At 65.2% G+C, this 19,620-nt stretch carries 15 protein-coding genes; 1 reads left to right on the forward strand and 14 read right to left on the reverse strand.

Annotated elements, in window-relative coordinates; translation table 11 throughout:
• Positions 1-201 precede the first annotated feature (201 nt).
• The 10 genes from H3H39_RS22465 to H3H39_RS22510 form a co-directional block, all read right to left on the reverse strand.
• Positions 202-684, reverse strand: coding sequence for a GlcG/HbpS family heme-binding protein (locus H3H39_RS22465; RefSeq protein ID WP_182156624.1), 483 nt, complete (start codon positions 682-684; stop codon positions 202-204).
• A gap of 97 nt (positions 685-781) precedes the next feature.
• Entirely contained in the window at positions 782-1,744 is a 963-nt protein-coding gene (locus H3H39_RS22470) for a helix-turn-helix domain-containing protein (RefSeq protein WP_182156625.1), read from the reverse strand.
• 127 nt (positions 1,745-1,871) lie between these two features.
• Positions 1,872-2,810 carry a LysR substrate-binding domain-containing protein gene (locus H3H39_RS22475; RefSeq protein ID WP_182156626.1) on the reverse strand — a complete coding sequence of 313 codons (939 nt, stop codon included), beginning with the start codon at positions 2,808-2,810 and terminating at the stop codon, positions 1,872-1,874.
• A 95-nt stretch (positions 2,811-2,905) separates the two neighbouring features.
• Entirely contained in the window at positions 2,906-3,682 is a 777-nt protein-coding gene (locus H3H39_RS22480) for an SDR family NAD(P)-dependent oxidoreductase (protein WP_182156627.1), read from the reverse strand.
• A 27-nt stretch (positions 3,683-3,709) separates the two neighbouring features.
• The gene (locus H3H39_RS22485; RefSeq protein ID WP_182156628.1) at positions 3,710-5,242 is read right to left on the reverse strand and encodes an aldehyde dehydrogenase (NADP(+)); all 1,533 of its coding nucleotides are present in this window, start codon (positions 5,240-5,242) and stop codon (positions 3,710-3,712) included.
• Positions 5,239-6,231: an AraD1 family protein gene (araD1, locus tag H3H39_RS22490; protein WP_182156629.1), complete on the reverse strand. Its 993-nt coding sequence runs from the start codon at positions 6,229-6,231 to the stop codon at positions 5,239-5,241. Before araD1 ends, H3H39_RS22485 begins: the two co-directional genes overlap by 4 nt.
• A gap of 17 nt (positions 6,232-6,248) precedes the next feature.
• Positions 6,249-7,988 carry an IlvD/Edd family dehydratase gene (locus H3H39_RS22495; protein ID WP_182156630.1) on the reverse strand — a complete coding sequence of 580 codons (1,740 nt, stop codon included), beginning with the start codon at positions 7,986-7,988 and terminating at the stop codon, positions 6,249-6,251.
• Positions 7,989-8,108: 120 nt separating this feature from the next.
• On the reverse strand, positions 8,109-9,170 hold the full coding sequence (locus tag H3H39_RS22500; RefSeq protein WP_182156631.1) for an aldose epimerase family protein: 1,062 nt from the start codon (positions 9,168-9,170) through the stop codon (positions 8,109-8,111).
• Between the two features lie 74 nt (positions 9,171-9,244).
• Positions 9,245-10,495, reverse strand: a complete 1,251-nt coding sequence (locus tag H3H39_RS22505) for a maltoporin (RefSeq protein ID WP_182156632.1) — start codon at positions 10,493-10,495, stop codon at positions 9,245-9,247.
• Positions 10,496-10,651: 156 nt separating this feature from the next.
• Positions 10,652-11,857 carry an MFS transporter gene (locus tag H3H39_RS22510; protein WP_182156633.1) on the reverse strand — a complete coding sequence of 402 codons (1,206 nt, stop codon included), beginning with the start codon at positions 11,855-11,857 and terminating at the stop codon, positions 10,652-10,654.
• Positions 11,858-11,957: 100 nt separating this feature from the next.
• Between H3H39_RS22510 and H3H39_RS22515 the strand changes: the two genes are divergently transcribed.
• A complete protein-coding gene (locus H3H39_RS22515) occupies positions 11,958-12,854 on the forward strand; it encodes a LysR family transcriptional regulator (RefSeq protein ID WP_182156634.1) in 897 nt (298 codons plus the stop codon).
• A 91-nt stretch (positions 12,855-12,945) separates the two neighbouring features.
• On the opposite strand, the gene eno is transcribed toward H3H39_RS22515, so the two are convergent.
• From eno to ppc, 4 genes are all read right to left on the reverse strand, one after another.
• Entirely contained in the window at positions 12,946-14,229 is a 1,284-nt protein-coding gene (gene eno / locus H3H39_RS22520; RefSeq protein WP_182156635.1) for a phosphopyruvate hydratase, read from the reverse strand.
• A gap of 14 nt (positions 14,230-14,243) precedes the next feature.
• Complete coding sequence (pyk, locus tag H3H39_RS22525; RefSeq protein WP_229218204.1) at positions 14,244-15,641, reverse strand: pyruvate kinase; 1,398 nt, start codon at positions 15,639-15,641, stop codon at positions 14,244-14,246.
• 93 nt (positions 15,642-15,734) lie between these two features.
• Positions 15,735-16,748: a type I glyceraldehyde-3-phosphate dehydrogenase gene (gene gap, locus H3H39_RS22530; RefSeq protein ID WP_182156637.1), complete on the reverse strand. Its 1,014-nt coding sequence runs from the start codon at positions 16,746-16,748 to the stop codon at positions 15,735-15,737.
• Positions 16,749-16,831: 83 nt separating this feature from the next.
• Positions 16,832-19,582, reverse strand: a complete 2,751-nt coding sequence (ppc, locus tag H3H39_RS22535) for a phosphoenolpyruvate carboxylase (RefSeq protein ID WP_182156638.1) — start codon at positions 19,580-19,582, stop codon at positions 16,832-16,834.
• Between the last annotated feature and the right edge of the window lie 38 nt (positions 19,583-19,620).

The raw sequence follows: 19,620 nt of genomic DNA on the forward strand, positions 1-19,620 counted from the left end.
CAACCAAGCGCTAATTGCTCTCGCCAGGCGGCGCTGCGATGTCATCTACGCCATGATGCGAGACGGCACACTTTATTGTCCTGCCTCCGTCACAACTGCTTGACGAACGACATAGGGACACCCCCCCGGAAAAGTCAGCCCATCACTCTGCGACGATTGGTGTTGCCTGGAACGGCTATCGGCGCCGCCAGCCAGACTGATTTACTTGCCCGCCTCGACCCCGGCACGGGCAATCTGGCCATCCTGGCCGCTGGTCCCGCCCGAGACACCGATGGCGCCCACCAGTTTGCCGTTGAGCAAAACCGGCTCGCCGCCTTCCAGCATCAGCAGGTCTGGCAAGCTGAGCAGGGCATTGCGGCCACCGGCGATGCCCTCTTCCAGGGCTTTGCTGGGACGGCGCAACGTGGCGGCGGTACGCGCCTTCTGGAAGGCGAAGTTCGGACTGGCCGTCATGGTATCGTCCAGCACTTCGAGATACACGGGCGTCCCATGGGTATCGACCACGGCGACGGCCACCGCCAGTTTCAGGCGCTTGGCTTCGGCCACGGCGCCGGCGGCGGCGCGCTTGGCCAGGTCCAACGAAATGGGCGCCCCATAGCCGGGCTGCTGGGCAAACACGGGCGTTGCAGGCAGGGCGGCCCAGAGCAGGCCTGCGGCAAGAAAGTAAGCACTGGTTCGCGACATGGTGGTCTCCACATTGTTGACATATTGCAACGATGCCATGGATTGCCACGGCCGACGTTGCATTGCGCGCCATCACGGCTTGCAATGCGCGCCAACGCTAGTCGCGTGCCGCGTGCCGCATGGCCGACGCCGTCATGCCAAACCTGGACTTGAACTGGCGGTAGAAGGTGGCCAGCGAATCGAAGCCGCAGCGCAGGGCGATATCGGTGATCGACATCTGCGGATGCGCCAGCATCAGGGTGCGGGCGCGTTCGATACGCTGCCCCCGGATCGCGTCGGAAACGCTATGCCCCACGCCTTCAAACGCGCGATGCAACTGACGTAGCGAGATGTTCTGGGCGAGCGCGATGGCGGCGGGAGTCAGGCGCGGCGAGTCCAGGTGGCTGTCGATGTATTGCAGGGCGAGCGACAGGCGCTGCTGCGCCACCACGCCGGCCAGCTCCTCCGGCGCCGCCGCATCCGCCAGCGCCGCCGCCAGCAATTGGTCCAGCGCCCGCAGCGCGGCCGCGGCCGCCGGTGCATCGAGCCGGGGCAACTCCTGATTCAGGCTGTTCAGGTAGGATGCCAGCAAGCCGTTCATGGACGTTTGCGGCTGCACCAGCTGGAAGCCGCCGTGCTGGATACGCGGCGCGGACAGCGCAAACAGATGTTCCGGCACGCTCAACGCGTGAAAACCCCAGTCACGGCCATCGGCGGCGACGCCCTTGTACACGGCATCCTGGCTGCCGACCACCACCGAGCCGGCCGCCGTGACAAACTGCTCGCCCTTGGCATTCTCGAAGCGGCTGCCACCCTGCTTGATCAGGTACACCAGCAGATTGTTCGACGGAGCGGCCCTGGCGCGCGCACGGTTGCGCTCGACCACGCTCCACGACGTGTTCACCTCCATCACGCCCGCCAGCGCGCCCCTGGCGATACGAATATGCGCCGCCACCGCGGCCGGCTCGGCACCGCCCAGGTTGACGTCCAGGTTGAAATAGTGCGCGGCCGTGTCGCGGACCAGGGCAACCCGCCGCTCGCCTTGCAAATCATGGGTTGAAACGCAGGATTCAGTCAGCATCGGCGGCACGCGTTATCAGGAATATAAGCACGAGGATAACGCAATTTTCCTGCCGCCGATCCGGCGCACAGCGAAAATCGTCGTGCCGGCCCACAGGATTGCGATCCGGGCCTGGCCTATCGCCGTCTCAGAATATCTCCCTGGCCACCGCACGCAGGGCGCGCAACAGCAGTTCCGCGCCGGGCGACGGCAAGTGGCCATCCAGCGACACGATGCCGTAAGCATCCATCCGGCACGGCAAATCAATCGGCAGCACGCTCAGGACATTCTGCGATTCGTAATACCTGGCCACGGCGACCGGCATCACGTGCAGCGAGTCGGTCTGCTGCAGCAGGGCCGTGACCAGCAACAGCGCCGTCGTATCGATCACGTTCAGGGGCGGCGTGAGGCCGGCGCGGCGGAACATCAGGTCGCAGCGCGAGCGCAGGATGCTGCCCTGGGGCGGCAGGATCCACGGCCGGTCGACGATGTCGCTCAGTTGCAGGCCATCGACGGCCAGCAGCGGATGGCCCACCCGCACCACCACGCAGGCCGGTTCGTCCGTCAGCTCCTCGTATTGCAGGCCGGCCGCGCTGACGCGCTCCGGAATCCGGCCGATCATGAAGTCGAGCCGGCCCCGCTGCAGCTGGTCCAGCAGCACATTACTTTGCTCCATCTGTACACCGATGCGCAACCTGGGCGCCTGCTCCTTCACCATGGTCAGCACGCGCGGCAGCAGCACCAGGCCGGGCGTCATGATGGTGCCGATCTCCACCTGGCCCTGCAGGCCGGACTTGACGGCGACGATGTCGTCATGCGCCAGCGACAGGCTGTTCAAGGCCATGCGGGCGTGGCGGATCATCGTTTCGCCGTAGATGGTGGGCTCCATGCCGCGCGGCAGGCGCTCGAACAACTGCACGCCCAGCATGTCCTCCAGCTCCTTGAGCTGCTTGGAGGCGGCGGGCTGGGTCATGTGCAGCTCTTCCGAGGCGCGGTGGATGTTGCGCTGCTCGTCGAGCGCGATCAGCAGCAGCAGCTGACGGGTTTTCAGGCGGGCTTGCAAGAACCAGTTGGGGTTGATATCCATGGGTAAATATTATCAGTCTCTGGTCTGGAATGCGAAAAAGCCGGCTACGCATCGCGCAGCCGGCTGGCAAAGGGCGAACAACGGCGCGGCGGGGCTCAGACCCAGCCGGCGTCGACGATGAACTCCTGCGCCGTGCACATGGCGCCGTCGTCGGCGGCCAGGAACAGGGCCATGGAGGCGATATGCGCGGGCATCAGCTTGCCGGGCAGGCATTGGCTCTTCTTGATTTCCTCCTCGGCCGCGTCATCCACCCACAACGCCAGCTGGCGTTCCGTCATCACCCAGCCTGGCGTGACCGTATTGACGCGGATCCCGTGCGCGCCGTACTCGCGCGCCAGCCCGCGCGTGAGGCCGACCACGGCCGCCTTGGCCGTGGCATACACCGGATATCCGGCGCCCTTGACGTGCCACGAAATGGAACTGATGTTGATAATGGAACCGCCGCCCTTGCGCTTCATGCCCTCGAATACGGCCTGGCAGGTGAAGAACATGGGGCGCTGGTTGATGGCGATGCGCTGGTCCCAATACTCGGGCGTGACCTCGCCCGTCGCATGGCGCTGGTCGTTGGCGGCGTTGTTGATCAGGATGTCGAAGTCGCCATCCAGCCCGCCCGGGCCGGCCAGCTCGGCCATGGTTTGCCGCAGCGCCGCGATGTCGGCGATGTCGCAATAGCGGAATTGCGGCGCCGGATGGCCGGCCTCCGCCACGCGCCGGCACAGCGCCTCGCTCGCTTCGCGTGCGATATCGACGAAAGCGACCAGCGCCCCCTGCCGCGCGAACGCGTCCACCAGCGATTCGCCGATGCCGCTGCCGCCGCCGGTAATGAACACCCGCTTACCGCGCAGGCTGCCGTAGGTGGCCAGTTGAGTCATGTCGTTCTCCAAGATGTGCAATTACTTTTATTCGTCATTATCGTCCCGCAGCACGGCTGGCAGCAACGCCTGCGGCAGGTTCTGGTACGCCACCGGACGCAGGAAGCGCACGATCGCGGCCGTACCAACCGATGTGCTGCGGCCGTCCGAGGTGGCCGGGAACGGCCCGCCATGGACCATCGCGGCCGCCACTTCCACGCCGGTGGGGAAACCATTGGCCAGGATGCGGCCGGCCTTGCGTTCCAGGACCGGCAGCAGCGCCTGCGCCGCCTCCACGTCGCCCTCCTCCATCTGCAGGGTCGCCGTCAACTGCCCTTCCAGGCGCTCGGCCACGTGGCGCATCTGCGCCATATCGCGGCACACCACCAGCAGCGCGGCCGGGCCGAACACCTCGTCAGACAAGGCATGCTGCGCCAGGAAGGCGTCGGCGCTGGTGCGGAACAGGGCTGGCGCGCCCTTGCCGTCCAGTTGCGCCGTCATGGCCAGTGTGGCCACCTGTGGATGATCGGCCAACTGGCGCATGCCGCGCTGGTAAGCCTGGGCGATGCCGGGCGTGAGCATGGGCGCGGCGCGGCCCTCGGCCACGGCCAGCGCCGCCGCCAGTTCAAAGCGTTCCAGGTCCGGGCCATCCAGGGCCAGCAGCAGGCCGGGATTGGTGCAGAACTGGCCCACGCCCATCGTGAGCGAGGCGGCGAAGTCGGTGGCGATCTGGCCGCAGCGGGCCGCCAGCGCGGCCGGCAGCAGGAACACGGGATTGATGCTGCTCATTTCCGCGTAGACGGGTATCGGCTGGGGACGCGCCGCAGCCAATGCCATCAACGCCACGCCGCCGGCGCGCGAACCGGTGAAACCCACCGCCTTGACGGCCGGATGGCGCACCAGTTCCTGCCCCACCTCGTTGCCCGCGCCAGTCAGCAGCGCGAACGCGCCGGCCGGCATCTGGCACTGCGCCAGCGCCTTGGCCACGGCACGCGCCACCAGTTCGGACGTGCCGGGATGGGCCGGATGGGCCTTCACCAGCACCGGGCAGCCGGCCGCCAGCGCCGACGCCGTGTCGCCGCCGGCCACCGAGAACGCCAGCGGAAAATTACTGGCGCCGAACACGGCCACCGGTCCCAGGCCGATCATGCGGCGGCGCAGATCCTGGCGCGGCGGCACACGTTCCGGCAGCGCGCGGTCGATCACGGCCTCGTTCCAGGCGCCAGCCCGCAGCAGGTTGGCGAACAGCTTGAGCTGGTTGACGGTGCGGGTGCGCTCACCCTCGATGCGGGCGCGCGGCAAGCCGCTTTCGGCGCAGGCGCGCTCGATCAGCGCGTCGCCCAGTTCCTCGATCTGGTGGCCGATGGTTTCCAGCAGCGTGGCCCGTTGGTCGTCGCTGCTGGCGCGGAATGGATCGAAGGCCGCTTCCGCCAATTTGCACGCCAGGTCGATCTGGGTCGCGTCGACGGCATGGAAAGCCGGTTCCATGGCGCGGGCCTCGGCCGCACTCCAGGCCGTGAACGCCTGCCCTTTGCCCCGCACCGGCATGCCGCCGATGATTGCTTCGCCGGTGATGATCATAATGGCGTCACCTTGGCGATGCCGGTGGCGTAGGTGACCAGCATGTTGCGCAGGGCCGGCCCGAACGCGGGTGCCTCGATCTCGAACGTTTCGCCCGGCTTGACGACGATGTTGTCGGCCACGCTCAGGGTTGCCGTGCCGAAGAAGTGGATATGCACGTCGCCCGCACGGCGGAACAGCGGATATTTGAAGTGGTGGTGTTCCAGGTTGGCGATGGTATGCGACATATTGCGCTCGCCGCTGACGAAGGCCTTCTGCCAGCGCACCTGCCCTTCCCCGTCCAGGATACGCGAAGTGCCTTCCACGTGCGGCGGCAGTTCGCCCACCAGCAGCGCCGGCCCCAGGCCGCAGGCGCGCAGCTTGGAATGGGCCAGGTACAGGTAATTCTGGCGTTCCGTCACGTGATCGGAAAACTCGTTGCCGATCGCATAGCCCACGCGGTAAGGCTGGCCGTCGTCGCCGTTCACGTACAGGCCGGCGATTTCCGGCTCCTCGCCGCCGTCGAGCGCGAATTCCGGCATCGCCAACGGCTGGCCGCTGGCCGCCACGATGGAACCGTCGCCCTTGTAGAACCATTCCGGTTGCACGCCCGCCGCGCCGGCTGGCGGCTTGCCGCCTTCCACGCCCAGGCGGAACATCTTCATGCTGTCGCTCAGGGTTTCAACGTCGCCGCCGATTTTCTTGTGCATGGCGTCGCGCGTGTCGGCACTGCCCAGGTGGGTCAGGCCGGTGCCGGTCACGTAGCAGTGCGCCGGATCGGCATGGTCGAGCGGCGCCAGCAGGCGGCCCGCCTGCGCCACACTGGCGTAATCGACCGTCACCGTGCCCACCGCCGCGCCGGCCAGCGCGGCCAGGCCGCGCCTGGCGCGGATCGCCGCCTGGGCCAGCGCGTAGGTGCTGTCATAGCCTTCGATCACGCGGATCGTTTCCTGCTCCAGCACGCCCACGCGGCGCGTGCCGTCTTCCGTCTTGAATTGAACCAGTAACATGATGTCTCCCGCTAGTTTTAGTGTGAATGCTTGGGCACTTCCGAGCCACGGTTCCCGACCAGGAAATCGAAGTCGCAGCCTTCGTCGGCTTGCAGCACGTGGTCGATGTAGAGTTGCTGGTAGCCGCTCTTGGCGGTGGCCGGCTGGCGCGCAGCCCGTTCAGCCAGGCGCTCGGCCATCGCGGCATCGCTGATTTCCAGGTTCAGGGCGCCACCGGCGCAGTCGAGCGTGATCCAGTCGCCGTCACGCACGATGCCCAGCGGGCCGCCAGCCATGGCCTCGGGCGCCACATGCAGCACCACCGTGCCGTAGGCCGTGCCGCTCATGCGCGCATCGGAAATGCGCACCATGTCCCGCACGCCCTGGGCCAGCAGCTTGGGCGGCAAGCCCATATTGCCCACCTCGGCCATGCCGGGATAGCCTTTGGGGCCGCAGTTCTTCATCACCAGCACGGAGTTGGCGTCCACTTCCAGGTCCGGATCGATGATGCGGGCCTTGTAATGGTCGAAGTCCTCGAACACCACGGCGCGGCCGCGGTGCTGCATCAGGGCCGGGGTGGCGGCGGACGGCTTGAGCACGGCGCCACGCGGCGCCAGGTTGCCGCGCAGGATGCAGATGCCGCCATCTTCCAGCAGCGGCTTGTCCAGCGGACGGATCACCTCATCGTCATACACGGGCGCATCCTGGCAGTTTTCCCACAGGGTCTTGCCATTGACGGTAAGCGCCTCGGGATGGGGCAGCAGCTTGCCGTCGCCCATGCGGCGGATGGCGCCGGGCAGGCCGCCGGCGTAGTAGAACTCCTCCATCAGGAAGCGGCCCGACGGCATCAGGTCGACGATGGTGGGCATGCCGCGTCCAACGCGGGTCCAGTCCTCCAGCTCCAGGTCGACGCCGATGCGGCCGGCGATGGCTTTCAGGTGGATCACGGCGTTGGTGGAACCGCCGATGGCGGCGTTGACGCGGATCGCGTTTTCAAAATTCTCGCGCTTGAGTACTTTCGACAGGCGCAGGTCCTCATGCACCATCTCGACGATGCGGATGCCGCTCATGTGGGCCAGGATGTAGCGGCGCGAATCGACGGCCGGAATGGCGGCGTTGTGCGGCAGGCTGGTGCCCAGCGCTTCGGCCATGCAGGCCATGGTGGAGGCGGTGCCCATGGTGTTGCAGGTGCCGGCCGAGCGCGAGTGGCCCGATTCGGCGTGCATGAATTCGTGCATCGTGATGGTGCCGGCCTTGACCTGCTCGTGCAACTGCCACACGGCCGTGCCGGAACCAATGTTCTTGCCGTTGAGCTTACCGTTCAACATCGGGCCGCCGCTGACGACGATGGTGGGCAGGTCCACGCTGGCCGCGCCCATCAGCAGCGCTGGCGTGGTCTTGTCGCAGCCGACCAGCAGCACCACCGCGTCCATCGGATTACCGCGGATCGATTCCTCCACGTCCATGCTGGCCAGGTTACGGGTCAGCATGGCGGTTGGGCGCAAATTCGATTCGCCGTTCGAGAACACGGGGAATTCGACCGGGAAGCCACCCGCCTCCAGGATGCCGCGCTTGACGTAATCAGCCAGTTGGCGGAAGTGGGCGTTGCAGGGCGTCAGTTCGGACCAGGTATTGCAGATGCCGATAATCGGCTTGCCCTGGAATTCGTGATCGGGAATCCCCTGGTTTTTCATCCAGCTGCGGTACATGAAGCCATTCTTATCCTGGGTGCCGAACCACTCGGCCGAGCGCAGCTTGGTTTTCTTTGTCGCGGACATGCATTCCTCCTGGTTGAGCGCGCGGAACACCTTGCAGTCCGCGCAGCGATGAGTGATGGTAGTGCGGCCAGCCATAACAATCCAATCACTTATTCCTTTAAGTCGATATCGAAACGGATATCAATCCTGAACCAGGAAGCGGTAAGCGATGGTGCTGCGATGTACCTGCCCCGGCCGCAACATGGCGCTGGGAAAGTCTGGCTGGTTGGGGTTGTCGGGGAATTGTTGCGGCTCCAGGCACAAGCCGCTGCGATAGCCATGCTGGCCCGCGCCGCCCGTGAGGAAATTCCCGCTATAGAACTGCAGGCCCGGCGCCGTGCAGGACATTTCCAGCATCCTGCCCGAGCGGGGATCGCGCAGCCGTGCCGCCAGCGTGGCGTTGGCGTGCGGACGCGGACGCAGCACGAAATTGTGGTCATAACCGCCGCCCACGGCCAGTTGCGGATGGTCCGCGCCGATGTGCTGCCCGACCGCGCGCGGGGTGCGGAAATCGAATGGCGTGCCTTCCACCGGGACGATCGCGCCAGTGGGAATCAGGGTCGCGTCCACCGGTGTGTAATGGTCGGCGCCGATCGTCAGCCGGTGATCGAGGATATCGCCCTGCCCCGCCAGGTTGAAATAGGCGTGGCTGGTCAGGCTGACAGGCGTGGCCTGGTCGCTCTCGGCGCGGAAGTGGATCAGTAATTCATTGGCACGATTGAGTTCATAGAGCACCGTCAGCGCCAGGTTGCCGGGGTAGCCCTGGTCGCCATCGGGACTCAGATGCGTGAGCGACAGCCTGGCCGAACTGGCTTTCGCGCAGGGCATGGCTTGCCACAGCACCGTATGCAGTCCGGCGCGCCCGCCGTGCAAGTGGTTGACGCCATCGTTGACGTCGAGCTGCACTAGTGTGCCATCTTGCAGGTAGCGGCCATGGGCGATGCGGTTGGCGTGGCGGCCGATCAGGGCGCCCAGGTAGCCGCGATCGTCCAGATAAGGGGCAAGAGTCGCGTGCCCGAGCGTGACATTGGCGCGCACGCCGTCGCGGTCCGGCGCGTGGATGGCGGTGATGATGCCGCCGAAATCGCTGATGCAAACAGTCAGGCCGCAACCGTTATCGAGCGTGTAGAGGGAAGCCGCGCGACCGTCCGGCAACTGGCCGAACGGTGCGCGGGTGATGCTGGGGAGCGCGGTGGCGTTCATGAGAAACGAGATGGGCGCCGCCACGGCCCGGTTTGGACGTATCCTCCCCGAACCGTGACGGCGCCCTGCCCTCTTTAGAACCAGGCTTCGACTTGCAGGCCGACCGAAGTGCCGTTGGTGGCCGAACCGAAGGCCGGGCCGGCGTTGTTGTTGGCGTTCATCGCGGCGGTGGCTGGGTCGTTCCACTTGCCGTAGGTGACGAAGGCACGCAGTTCAGGACGCGACCAGTAACCCTTGCCGGCCGTGATGGTCGGCGCGATGGTGATCGTGTTCAGGCGCAGCGTCTCGCCGCCATTCGGCTGCGTCACGCGATGGGTGCCCAATTCCGCCTGCAGTTTGAAGTGTTCGCTCAGCGCATACACAGGACGGGCGCCCAGCGTGGTCCAGGTGCTGGAGCCGAGGTCCGACTTGTCGCGCTGGCCCAACACCACGAATTCCATGCTGAATTCAGGGGTTGGCTGCATCACCAGGTCGTTGAAGACGCGGGTGCGGGTCACATCGCTGCCCAGCGTGGTGCTGCCGGAGGCGCCGATGCGGTCGTTGCCGACGCCGATGCCCGTGCCTGGGCCCACGCCGTACTGGATGCCGAAGGTGTTACCGCCGCCCAGCACCTTGTCCTGCTTGTGCAGCACGGTCAGTTGCCAGCCATTGTGCTTGTCCTTGCCCTGCGCCGTGATGATGGAGGTGGCGATATCGAGCGTGCCACCCGGGTTGACAGGCAGGCCTTCGTAGATCAGGTTCTGGCGCAGGGCCGATTTGTTGTCGGTCACCAGGCCCGTGGCGGGATTGGTGGTGATGCTGTCGTTGTCCTTGAAGACGGCATAGCTGAATTTGCCGGGACCGGCCTTGACGCCGTCGATACCGCCACCGGTGCCGTTCAGGTTGATGTACTGCAGGTCCAGCATGTGGATGTCCGGACGGTAGTAGTAGCGCTTACCGATCCAGGCCACGCCGCCGTTCAGCACATCGATGCCCTTCGCTTCGACATAGGCCTTGGCCAGGCCCAGCTTGGCGTCGCCGAACTCGGAACCGGAGTTCCACTCATTGGCCCACAGCGTGCCGACGAAGCTCACGCCGTCCGGGGTCTTGGCAAATTCCTTGGTGTAGCCGCCTTCGAAGTAGGCATCGCACTCGTTGCCGAGGCGGTATTTCATGGTGTTACCGCCCAGGCCGTAGCAATTCTGTGGGCCGTGGCTGCTGCCCACGCCGGCGCGCAGGTAGCCGTGGAAGCCTTCCTCGTCATGGCCAGCGTCGGCGCGGGCGGCGTTGCCGGCCAGGGTCATGGCCAGGGCCAGCGGCAGCATGGTCAGGATGCGTTGCTTCATGAATGTCTCCTCGTTGTTTTTGGTTGGGTTGTGGCGCAAAACTGGTATCACCGCATGCGGTTCAGATGCCGAGCTTGATACTAGTGGCTGCAACGATTCCTTTCCAATTACTTATTATTCGAGTTCGATATCGGAATTGATATGAGTGGCAAATACTCAATGTGCCACGGCGGCGCGCCGCGGCTGAGCCAGTGTCGCCGCCCCCTCCGCGCGGTCCAGGCGGCCGGCCAGCGTCGTCAGGCCGAACGCGCCCAGCACAACGATGGCGCCTATCCACGGCGTCGCCATCAGTCCAAGATGCACCACGATCAGGCCACCGCCCCACGCGCCACCGGCGATGCCGAGGTTGAACGCGGCGATATTCAATCCCGAGGCCACGTCGACCGCCTGCGGCGCATCGCGCTCGGCCCGCTGGACGACGTACACTTGCAAGCCCGGCACATTCCCGAACGCGACCGCGCCCCAGGCCAATACCGTCGCCAGCGCCAGCCATGCATGGGGCGCCGTGAAGGTCAGCGCGAACAACACCAAGGCCAATAAGGCGAACACGATCTGCAGGGCGCGGATCGGGCCCTTGCGGTCGGCCAGCTTGCCGCCCCAGATATTGCCGAAGGCGACGGAGACACCGTACACCAGCATCACCAGGCTGACGCTGCCGGCCGAGTATCCCGACACTTGCTGCAGGATGGGCGCGAGGTAGGTGAAGGCGATGAAAGAGCCGCCGTAGCCGAGCGTGGTCATGGCATACACCAGCAACAGGCGCGGTTTCTTCAGCACGGACAGCTGAGTGAGCAAGGACGCTGGCTTGCTGGCGGCGATATCGCCAGGCACCAGGATCAGGCTGCCCACGAAGGCGATGCCCCCCAGCAGCGAAACGGCCAGGAAAGTGCTCTGCCATCCCAACGTCTGGCCGATGAAGGTGCCGAGCGGCACACCCGTGACCAGGGCCACCGTCAGTCCCGTGAACATCAGGGCGATCGCGCTGGCGGCCTTGTCCCTGGGCACCAGGCTGGTCGCGATGGTGGAGCCGATCGAGAAAAAGACCCCGTGCGCCAGGCCGGTCAGCACGCGCGCCACCATCAGGGCGGCGTACCCCGGCGCCAGCCAGGCCAGCAGATTCCCAGCCGTGAACAAGGCCATCAGGGCCAGCAACAGGTGCTTGCGGTGCATGCGGCCAGTCAGCGCGGTCAGCACGGGCGCGCCAATGGCGACGCCAAGCGCATACAGGCTGACCAGCAGCCCGGCCGACGGCACGGAGACGCCAAGGCTGGCGGCGATGGTAGGAATCAGGCCGACGATGACAAATTCGGTCGTCCCGATGGCAAACGCGCTGAGTGTCAGCGCCCAGAGTGCGAGAGGCATGGTTTTCCTTTGCGGTGAGTGGGGAGTTCCGCAGTGTGCGGCTCCCGCTGTCAAAGAAAAAGCGTTCCGGCTACAATACATTTTTGACCAAGGATCACGAATGCTGCATATTGAAGCGTTGATTGCATTTGTCAGCGTCATGGATAAGGGGTCGTTTTCTGCGGCGGCCGAGCATCTCGGGCAAACCCCTTCGGGCATCAGCCGCGCCATTTCACGCCTGGAAGCGCAATTGGGTACCACCCTGATCACGCGCACCACGCGCAGGCTGGACCTGACCGAGGAGGGAGCATGGCTGCTGGTGCGGGCGCGCGGCATTCTGGCGGAGTTGCAGGAGACGGAGGCGCAGATGGCGGCCCGCCGGTCCCAGCCCGCCGGCCTGGTGCGGGTCAGCGCGGCGACGCCGGCACTGATCCACTTGCTGGCGCCGCTGGTGGCGGCGTTCATGGATGCCTATCCTTTGATACGGCTGGAGCTGGTCAGCGGCGAGTCCATCGTTGACTTGATCGAGGCGCGCATCGACCTCGCCATCCGCATTGGCCCGCTCGCCGATTCCACCCTGAACGCGCGACGCCTGGGCAGCAGCCGGCTGCGGCTGCTGGCGGCGCCGGCTTACCTTGCGCGCCATGGCACGCCCCAGGACACGGCGCAGCTCACGGCCCACCGCCTGCTCGGCTTCACGGCGCCCGCGTCGCTCAATATCTGGCCCCTGCCCCAGCACGAAGGCGACGGGCTCGCCGTGCAACCGGCCATCGCCGCCTCAAGCGGTGAGTCGCTGCGGCACCTGGCCCTGAGTGGCGCCGGCATCGCCTGCCTGGCGGACTTTCTGACGCGCGACGACGTGGCCAGCGGCCGCCTGGTGCCCATCCTGGCGCCGGCCACACTGCCCTGGAGCCAGCCTGTATGGGCCGTGTTCTACAAACAGGGCACGCTGGCGCCACGCATCGCGGCCCTGGTCGACTTCCTGGCACAGGGCCTCAAAGACATGTTGGACGACTAAGGACGGCGGCACCATCGCATAAAGCAAAAACGGCCGGATCGCTCCGGCCGTTTTGTGTTTGTATTGCCGCGCCATGACTGGCGCCGCACGCTTACTTCAGGTTATAAAACGCCTCGCGGCCAGGGTAGGAAGCGACATCACCCAGGTCTTCCTCGATGCGCAGCAGCTGGTTGTACTTGGCCATGCGGTCGGAACGGGACATGGAGCCGGTCTTGATCTGCAGCGCGTTCAAGCCCACGGCGATGTCGGCGATGGTCGAATCTTCCGTCTCGCCCGAACGGTGCGAGATCACGGCCGTGTAACCGGCGCGCTTGGCCATTTCGATGGCGGCGAAAGTCTCGGTCAGGGTGCCGATCTGGTTGATCTTGATCAGGATCGAGTTGGCGATGCCCTTCTGGATGCCTTCCTTCAGGATCTTGGTGTTGGTGACATACAGGTCGTCGCCCACCAGTTGCACCTTCTTGCCCAGTTCCCTGGTCAGGATCGCCCAGCCGTCCCAGTCGCCTTCGGCCATCGCGTCTTCGATCGAGATGATCGGGTACTTGTCGCACCAGGTGGCCAACAGATTGGTGAATTCGGTGGCCGTCAGGCTCAGGCCCTCGCCTTCCAGCTGGTATTTGCCGTCCTTGTAGAACTCGGAGGCGGCGCAGTCCAGGCCCAGCGCGATCTGGGTGCCTGGCTGATAGCCCGCTTCCTCGATGGCCTGGATGATCAGCTTGATCGCTTCTTCGTGATTGGTCACGGACGGTGCGAAGCCGCCTTCGTCGCCCACGGCCGTGGTCAGGCCCTTCTTGTGCAGGATTTTCTTCAGCGTGTGGAACACTTCAGCACCGTAGCGGATCGCTTCGCGGAACGATGGCGCACCGACCGGGATGATCATGAATTCCTGGATATCCAGGTTGTTGTCGGCATGCGCGCCGCCGTTGATCACGTTCATCATCGGCACCGGCAGCTGCATCGCGCCCGAACCGCCGAAGTAGCGGTACAGCGGCAGGCCCGCTTCTTCAGCGGCTGCCTTGGCGACCGCCATCGACACGGCCAGCATGGCGTTGGCGCCCAGGCGGCCCTTGTTTTCCGTGCCGTCCAGATCGATCAGGATATGGTCCAGGAAAGCCTGTTCATTGGCATCCAGGCCCATGATGGCGTCCGAAATTTCGGTGTTGATGTTCTCGCAGGCTTGCAGCACGCCCTTGCCGAAGTAGCGTTTGGGATCGCCGTCGCGCAGTTCGATCGCTTCGCGCGAACCGGTGGAGGCGCCCGACGGCACGGCCGCACGGCCCTTGGCGCCCGACTCCAGCAGCACTTCGCACTCCACGGTCGGATTGCCGCGCGAGTCGATGATCTCACGGCCGGTCACATTGATGATTGCACTCATAACTACAGCTCCAGTCAGTTGTCGTTCAGCGCCGCTGCGCCGATTTTCATGATCTTCAAGGCGTTGGTACCGCCCACCACGCCCATGGGTTCACCCCAGGTGAGCACTACGTTATCGCCCGCCTTCACGGCGCCGCGCTTGACCAGCAGGGCTTCGACAGCGCGGAACGCCTGCTCCTTGCCGCCGTCCACCTTCAGTTCCAGCGCCGTCACGTTGCGGTACAGCGCCAGCTTGCGTTGCGTGGCCAGGCTGGGGGTCAGGGCCAGGATCGGGATGTCGATGTTGTTACGGCTCATCCACAAGGCCGTGGAACCGGATTCCGTCAGCGCCGCGATGGCCTTCACGCGCAGGTGGTGCGCCGTGAACAGCGCACCATACGCGATGGACTGGTCGATACGGCTGAACGAAGCGTTGGACAGGTCCACGTCCAGCTGGCAGGTGTCCCATTTTTCCGCGTCCAGGCAGATGGCGGCCATGGCTTCCACCGTCTCGACCGGATAGCGGCCGGACGCCGTTTCGGCCGACGTCATCACCGCATCCGTACCATCCAGCACGGCGTTGGCCACGTCCGACACTTCGGCGCGGGTCGGCACGGCGTTGACGATCATCGATTCCATCATCTGGGTGGCGGTGATGGCCAGCTTGTTGGAGGCGCGCGCCATCTTGATCATGCGCTTTTGCAGCGCCGGCACGGCGGCGTTGCCTACTTCCACGGCCAGGTCGCCGCGCGCCACCATGATGCCGTCCGACGCGTCCAGGATTTCCTGCAGCGCCGGAATGGCTTCGGCCCGTTCGATCTTGGCGATCATGAAGGGCTTGTGGTCAAACGGTTCACCGGCGATGTTGGCCAGTTGGCGCGCCATTTCCATGTCGGTCGCGTTCTTGGGGAAGGACACGGCCAGGTAATCGGCCTGGAAGCTCATGGCCGTCTTGATGTCTTCCATGTCCTTGGCCGTCAGCGCCGGTGCGGACAGGCCGCCGCCCTGGCGGTTGATGCCCTTGTTGTTGGACAGTTCGCCGCCGATGCGCACGGTGGTGTGAATCGCGCTGCCCACCACGCTGTCGACCACCAGCACGATCAGGCCGTCGTTCAGCAGCAGCACGTCGTCCGCCTTGAGGTCGCGCGGCAGGTCCTTGTAGTCCAGGCCAACGCGCTCGTCGTTACCCAGCTCGCAAGCCGCATCCAGCACGAACTTGGCGCCGGCCACCAGCTCGGTCTTGCCGTTCTCGAATTTGCCGACACGGATCTTGGGGCCTTGCAGGTCGGCCATGATGGCCACTTCGCGGCCGCATTCGCGAGCCGCCTCGCGCACCATGCGCGCGCGGTCCACGTGGTCCTGCGCGCGGCCGTGCGAGAAGTTGAGGCGCACAACGTCGACGCCAGCCTTGAACATCTTGACCAGCGTGGCCATGTCGTTCGAAGCCGGGCCGATGGTGGAAACGATCTTGGTCGCGCGATGGGTAACGGTATTGGGCACGGTTTGTCTCCTGGTGCGTTGGAATTGTTATTTGGCTGCGGCCATCAGGGCCACGGTGGTGTCGAGCATGCGGTTCGAGAAGCCCCACTCGTTGTCGTACCACGACGACACCTTGACCAGACGGCCCGACACCTTGGTCAGGGTCGAGTCGAAGTTGGACGAGGCTGGGTTGTGGTTGAAGTCGATCGACACCAGTGGTTCGGTCTGGTAGGTCAGCACGCCTTTCAGCGGGCCTTCAGCGGCGGCCTTCATCAGCGCGTTCACTTCGTCCACGGTCGTGTCGCGCTTGGCGATGAACGACAGGTCGACCAGCGACACGTTGATGGTCGGCACACGGATGGCGAAGCCGTCCAGCTTGCCGTTCAGCTCAGGCAGCACCAGGCCCACGGCGGCGGCGGCGCCGGTCTTGGTGGGGATCATGCTCATGGTGGCGGAACGGGCGCGGCGCAGGTCTTCATGCATCACGTCGCTCAGCACCTGGTCGTTGGTGTAGGCGTGCACGGTGGTCATCAGGCCGTTTTCCACGCCGATCGCGTCGTTCAGGGGCTTGACCAGCGGGGCCAGGCAGTTGGTGGTGCAGGAAGCGTTCGAGATCACAGTGTCGGCGGCCTTCAGCACGTGCTGGTTCACGCCGAACACGATGGTCGCATCCACATCCTTGCCGCCCGGTGCGGAAATGATGACCTTCTTGGCGCCCCCCTTCAGGTGAGCCGAGGCCTTTTCCTTGGTGGTGAAGAAGCCGGTGCATTCCAGCACCACGTCCACGCCCAGCGATCCCCACGGAATCTCGGCCGGATTACGCTGCGCGAACACGCGGATCACGTCGCCGTTCACGATCATGTTGTCGCCGTCCACTTCCACCGTGCCGGGGAACTTGCCATGCGCCGTATCGTAGCGGGTCAGGTGCGCATTGGCCTTGGCGTCGCCCAGGTCGTTGATGGCCACGATCTGGATATCCTGCTTCTTGCCGCCTTCGTAAAAAGCGCGCAGCACATTGCGGCCGATGCGGCCATAACCATTGATTGCTACTTTGATCGTCATGCTCTGTTCCTCAGGGTTGGGTTGGAAGGACACATCATTCAGTACGGTGCGGCGTGCGGCTGGGTGCGAATTGCGGAACCTCGTCAGCCGCTGTTACGCAGGCCGGCGGCGATGCCGTTGATCGACAGGTGCAGGCCGACACGGGTGTCGGCGTCCGCATTGTTGTCGCGATAGCGGCGCAGCAGTTCGACCTGCACGTGATTGAGCAAGTCCACATACGGGAAGCGGTTGCGGATCGAACGTTGCAGCAGCGGGTTGTGGTCCTGCAGTTCGCGCTGGCCGGTGATCTGCTTGACCGCATCCACCGTGCGCGCATGTTCGGCCTGGATACGGCCGAAGATGGACTCACGCAGCGCCACATCCGTCACCAAACTGGCGTAGCCGCTGGCGATGGCGATATCGCTCTTGGCCAGCACCATGTCCATGTTCGACAGCAGCGAGTGGAAGAACGGCCAGTCCTGGTACATCTGGCGCAGCATGGCCAGGCGCGGTTCGCGGTCCTCGGCCAGGAAGGCGGCGATGGCGGAGCCGAAACCGTACCAGCCCGGCAGCATCAAGCGGCATTGCGACCAGCTCAGCACCCACGGGATGGCGCGCAGGTCCTCGATCTTGCCCGCCGCCTTGCGCGAAGTGGGACGGCTGCCGATGTTGAGCGCGGCGATCTCGGAAATGACGGTCGATTGCCAGAAGTAGGTGTCGAAACCTTCCGTCTCGTACACCAGCGAGCGGTAAGCCTGCATGGCCGACGCCGACAGCGCTTCCATGGCGGCCAGTTGCGCCGCCTCGGGTTGGAACTGGCGCTCGCCCAGCAGGGTCGCCTTGAGTGTGGCCGCGACCATCACTTCCAGGTTGCGGCGCCCCACTTCGGCGTTGGCGTATTTGGCCGTGATCACTTCGCCCTGCTCGGTGACGCGGATGCGGCCCTGCACCGTGCCGGTAGGCTGGGCCATGATGGCCTCGTAGCTTGGGCCGCCGCCACGGCCGACGGAACCGCCGCGGCCATGGAACAACTGCAGCTTGACGCCGTGGCGGGCGAACACTTTCACCAGTTCGATCTCGGCCTTGTACAGTTCCCAGCCGGAGGTCAGGTAGCCGCCATCCTTGTTACTGTCGGAATAGCCGAGCATCACTTCCTGGCGCATGCCGCGCGATTGCAGCAACTGCTTATATTCCGGCACCGAGAAGGCCTGCTCCATGATGGCGGGACCGGCGCGCAAGTCCTCGATGGTTTCGAACAGCGGGATGATGTTGACCGCCAGCGTGGCCGTCTCACGGCGCAGCAGGCCGAATTCCTTGAACAGCACGGCAACTTCCAGCAAGTCCGACAGGCTGGCAGCCTTGGAGATGATGTAGTTGCAGATCGCATCCTGGCCGTAGGTATCGTGCGCTTTTTTCAGCTGCGCGAAGATGGCCAGCTCGCCGGCCGTGTCTTCCGAATACGCCTGGTATGGGCTCACCAGCAGACGTGGCGACGCGATCTCCTCGCGCAGCACGGCGCAGCGCCCCGCCTCATCCAGCGCCAGATAGTCGCAACCGGGACGGGCGTGGGCCAGCAGTTCGGCCACCACGCGCTCGTGCACGTCGGAGTTCTGGCGCAGGTCGATCGGCGCCAGGCTGAAGCCGAATACCTGCACGGCGCGGCGCAACTGGCGCAAGCGGCCCTTGGCCAGCGCGCCGGCGCCATGGGCCAGCAGCGAGTGGTGCAGGATGTCCAGGTCGTCGCGCAACGCTTGCGCGCTGACGTAATGGGAACGCGAGTCGGCATCGTCGGCGGCGCCGGTCAGCAGCGCGTGGGTGGCCGACAGCTTGGCGTGCATGCCGTGCAGCGCGCGGCGGTATGGCTCGTCCACCTGGTGCGGCGAGCCATCCGTCGCTTCATCGGCCAGGCGGCGCAGTTGTTCGGAGCTGCCGCTCAGGGCCTGCGCCAGCGAGAACTGCGAGGCCAGCTTGTGCAGTTCCGTCAAATAGTGCGACAACGCGACATTCGACTGGCGCTGCAAGGTGGCGCGCAGCACGTCGGCCGTGACGAAAGGATTGCCGTCACGGTCGCCGCCGATCCAGCTGCCGATGCGCATGAAGGTGGGTAGTTCGCGTCCCTGCCAGGCCGGGTCCAGCTTGGCCAGCGTGTCCTGCATGCCGCCGTACAGCTGCGGCAAGGTGTTGAGGATGGTGCGGTCGAAGAACGACAGGCCGTTTTCCACCTCGTCCAGCACCGACAGCTTGGTGGTGCGCAGCAAACGGGTCTGCCACAGCGTGACGATACCGCGCGCCAGCGCTTCCTCGTTCGCTTCTTCTTCCTCGGGCGTCATCTGGATGCGGTCACGCTCGTCGAGCAGGCGGGCGATGGCCATCTGGCAGTTCAGGATGCTCTTGCGCTGCACTTCCGTGGGATGGGCGGTAAAGACGGGGCTGATGCACGCTTCGGCCAGCACTTCCTGCAACTGGTCCGAGTGGCCGTCATCGACGATATTTTTCAGCGCCTGCGTCAGGCTGCCGTTGCGCGGCGCGGTGCCGGCGATCAGGTGGGCGCGGCTGCGGCGGGTGTGGTGCTGGTCTTCCGCGATATTGGCCAACAGCGAGAAATAGCTGAAGGCGCGGATCAGTTGTTTGGTGTCGACCGGGCTCAGCGCATGCAGTTGCGCCTGCAGCGCGTCGCGGCCCTCTTGCGATGGGCGCTGGCGCAGGCCGATCGAAGTCTGGCGTACCGCTTCGATCGACTCGAACACGGCCTCGCCATGCAGCGAGCGGATCGCGTCGCCCAGCAATCGTCCCAGCTGGCGGATATCCCGGCCCAGCAATTCATCTTTGTCATACAGTGCGTTTGAACCGTCCATGTGCCCGCCAAATTGTAGTGAATTTACGTAGAACATTC

It is taken from the genome of Rugamonas apoptosis (genome assembly GCF_014042355.1).
In the GTDB taxonomy this organism is placed as follows: domain Bacteria; phylum Pseudomonadota; class Gammaproteobacteria; order Burkholderiales; family Burkholderiaceae_D; genus Rugamonas; species Rugamonas apoptosis.

Excerpts from the sequence above, each read along its gene's own strand:
- H3H39_RS22500 (WP_182156631.1), bottom strand. The coding sequence starts at position 9,170 with ATGAACGCCACCGCGCTCCCCAGCATCACCCGCGCACCGTTCGGCCAG.
- H3H39_RS22485 (WP_182156628.1), bottom strand. The coding sequence starts at position 5,242 with ATGATCATCACCGGCGAAGCAATCATCGGCGGCATGCCGGTGCGGGGC.
- eno (WP_182156635.1), bottom strand. The coding sequence starts at position 14,229 with ATGAGTGCAATCATCAATGTGACCGGCCGTGAGATCATCGACTCGCGC.
- H3H39_RS22480 (WP_182156627.1), bottom strand. The coding sequence starts at position 3,682 with ATGACTCAACTGGCCACCTACGGCAGCCTGCGCGGTAAGCGGGTGTTC.
- gap (WP_182156637.1), bottom strand. The coding sequence starts at position 16,748 with ATGACGATCAAAGTAGCAATCAATGGTTATGGCCGCATCGGCCGCAAT.
- H3H39_RS22505 (WP_182156632.1), bottom strand. The coding sequence starts at position 10,495 with ATGAAGCAACGCATCCTGACCATGCTGCCGCTGGCCCTGGCCATGACC.
- H3H39_RS22465 (WP_182156624.1), bottom strand. The coding sequence starts at position 684 with ATGTCGCGAACCAGTGCTTACTTTCTTGCCGCAGGCCTGCTCTGGGCC.
- araD1 (WP_182156629.1), bottom strand. The coding sequence starts at position 6,231 with ATGTTACTGGTTCAATTCAAGACGGAAGACGGCACGCGCCGCGTGGGC.
- H3H39_RS22510 (WP_182156633.1), bottom strand. The coding sequence starts at position 11,857 with ATGCCTCTCGCACTCTGGGCGCTGACACTCAGCGCGTTTGCCATCGGG.
- H3H39_RS22515 (WP_182156634.1), top strand. The coding sequence starts at position 11,958 with ATGCTGCATATTGAAGCGTTGATTGCATTTGTCAGCGTCATGGATAAG.
- pyk (WP_229218204.1), bottom strand. The coding sequence starts at position 15,641 with ATGGCCACGCTGGTCAAGATGTTCAAGGCTGGCGTCGACGTTGTGCGC.
- H3H39_RS22475 (WP_182156626.1), bottom strand. The coding sequence starts at position 2,810 with ATGGATATCAACCCCAACTGGTTCTTGCAAGCCCGCCTGAAAACCCGT.
- H3H39_RS22495 (WP_182156630.1), bottom strand. The coding sequence starts at position 7,988 with ATGTCCGCGACAAAGAAAACCAAGCTGCGCTCGGCCGAGTGGTTCGGC.
- ppc (WP_182156638.1), bottom strand. The coding sequence starts at position 19,582 with ATGGACGGTTCAAACGCACTGTATGACAAAGATGAATTGCTGGGCCGG.
- H3H39_RS22470 (WP_182156625.1), bottom strand. The coding sequence starts at position 1,744 with ATGCTGACTGAATCCTGCGTTTCAACCCATGATTTGCAAGGCGAGCGG.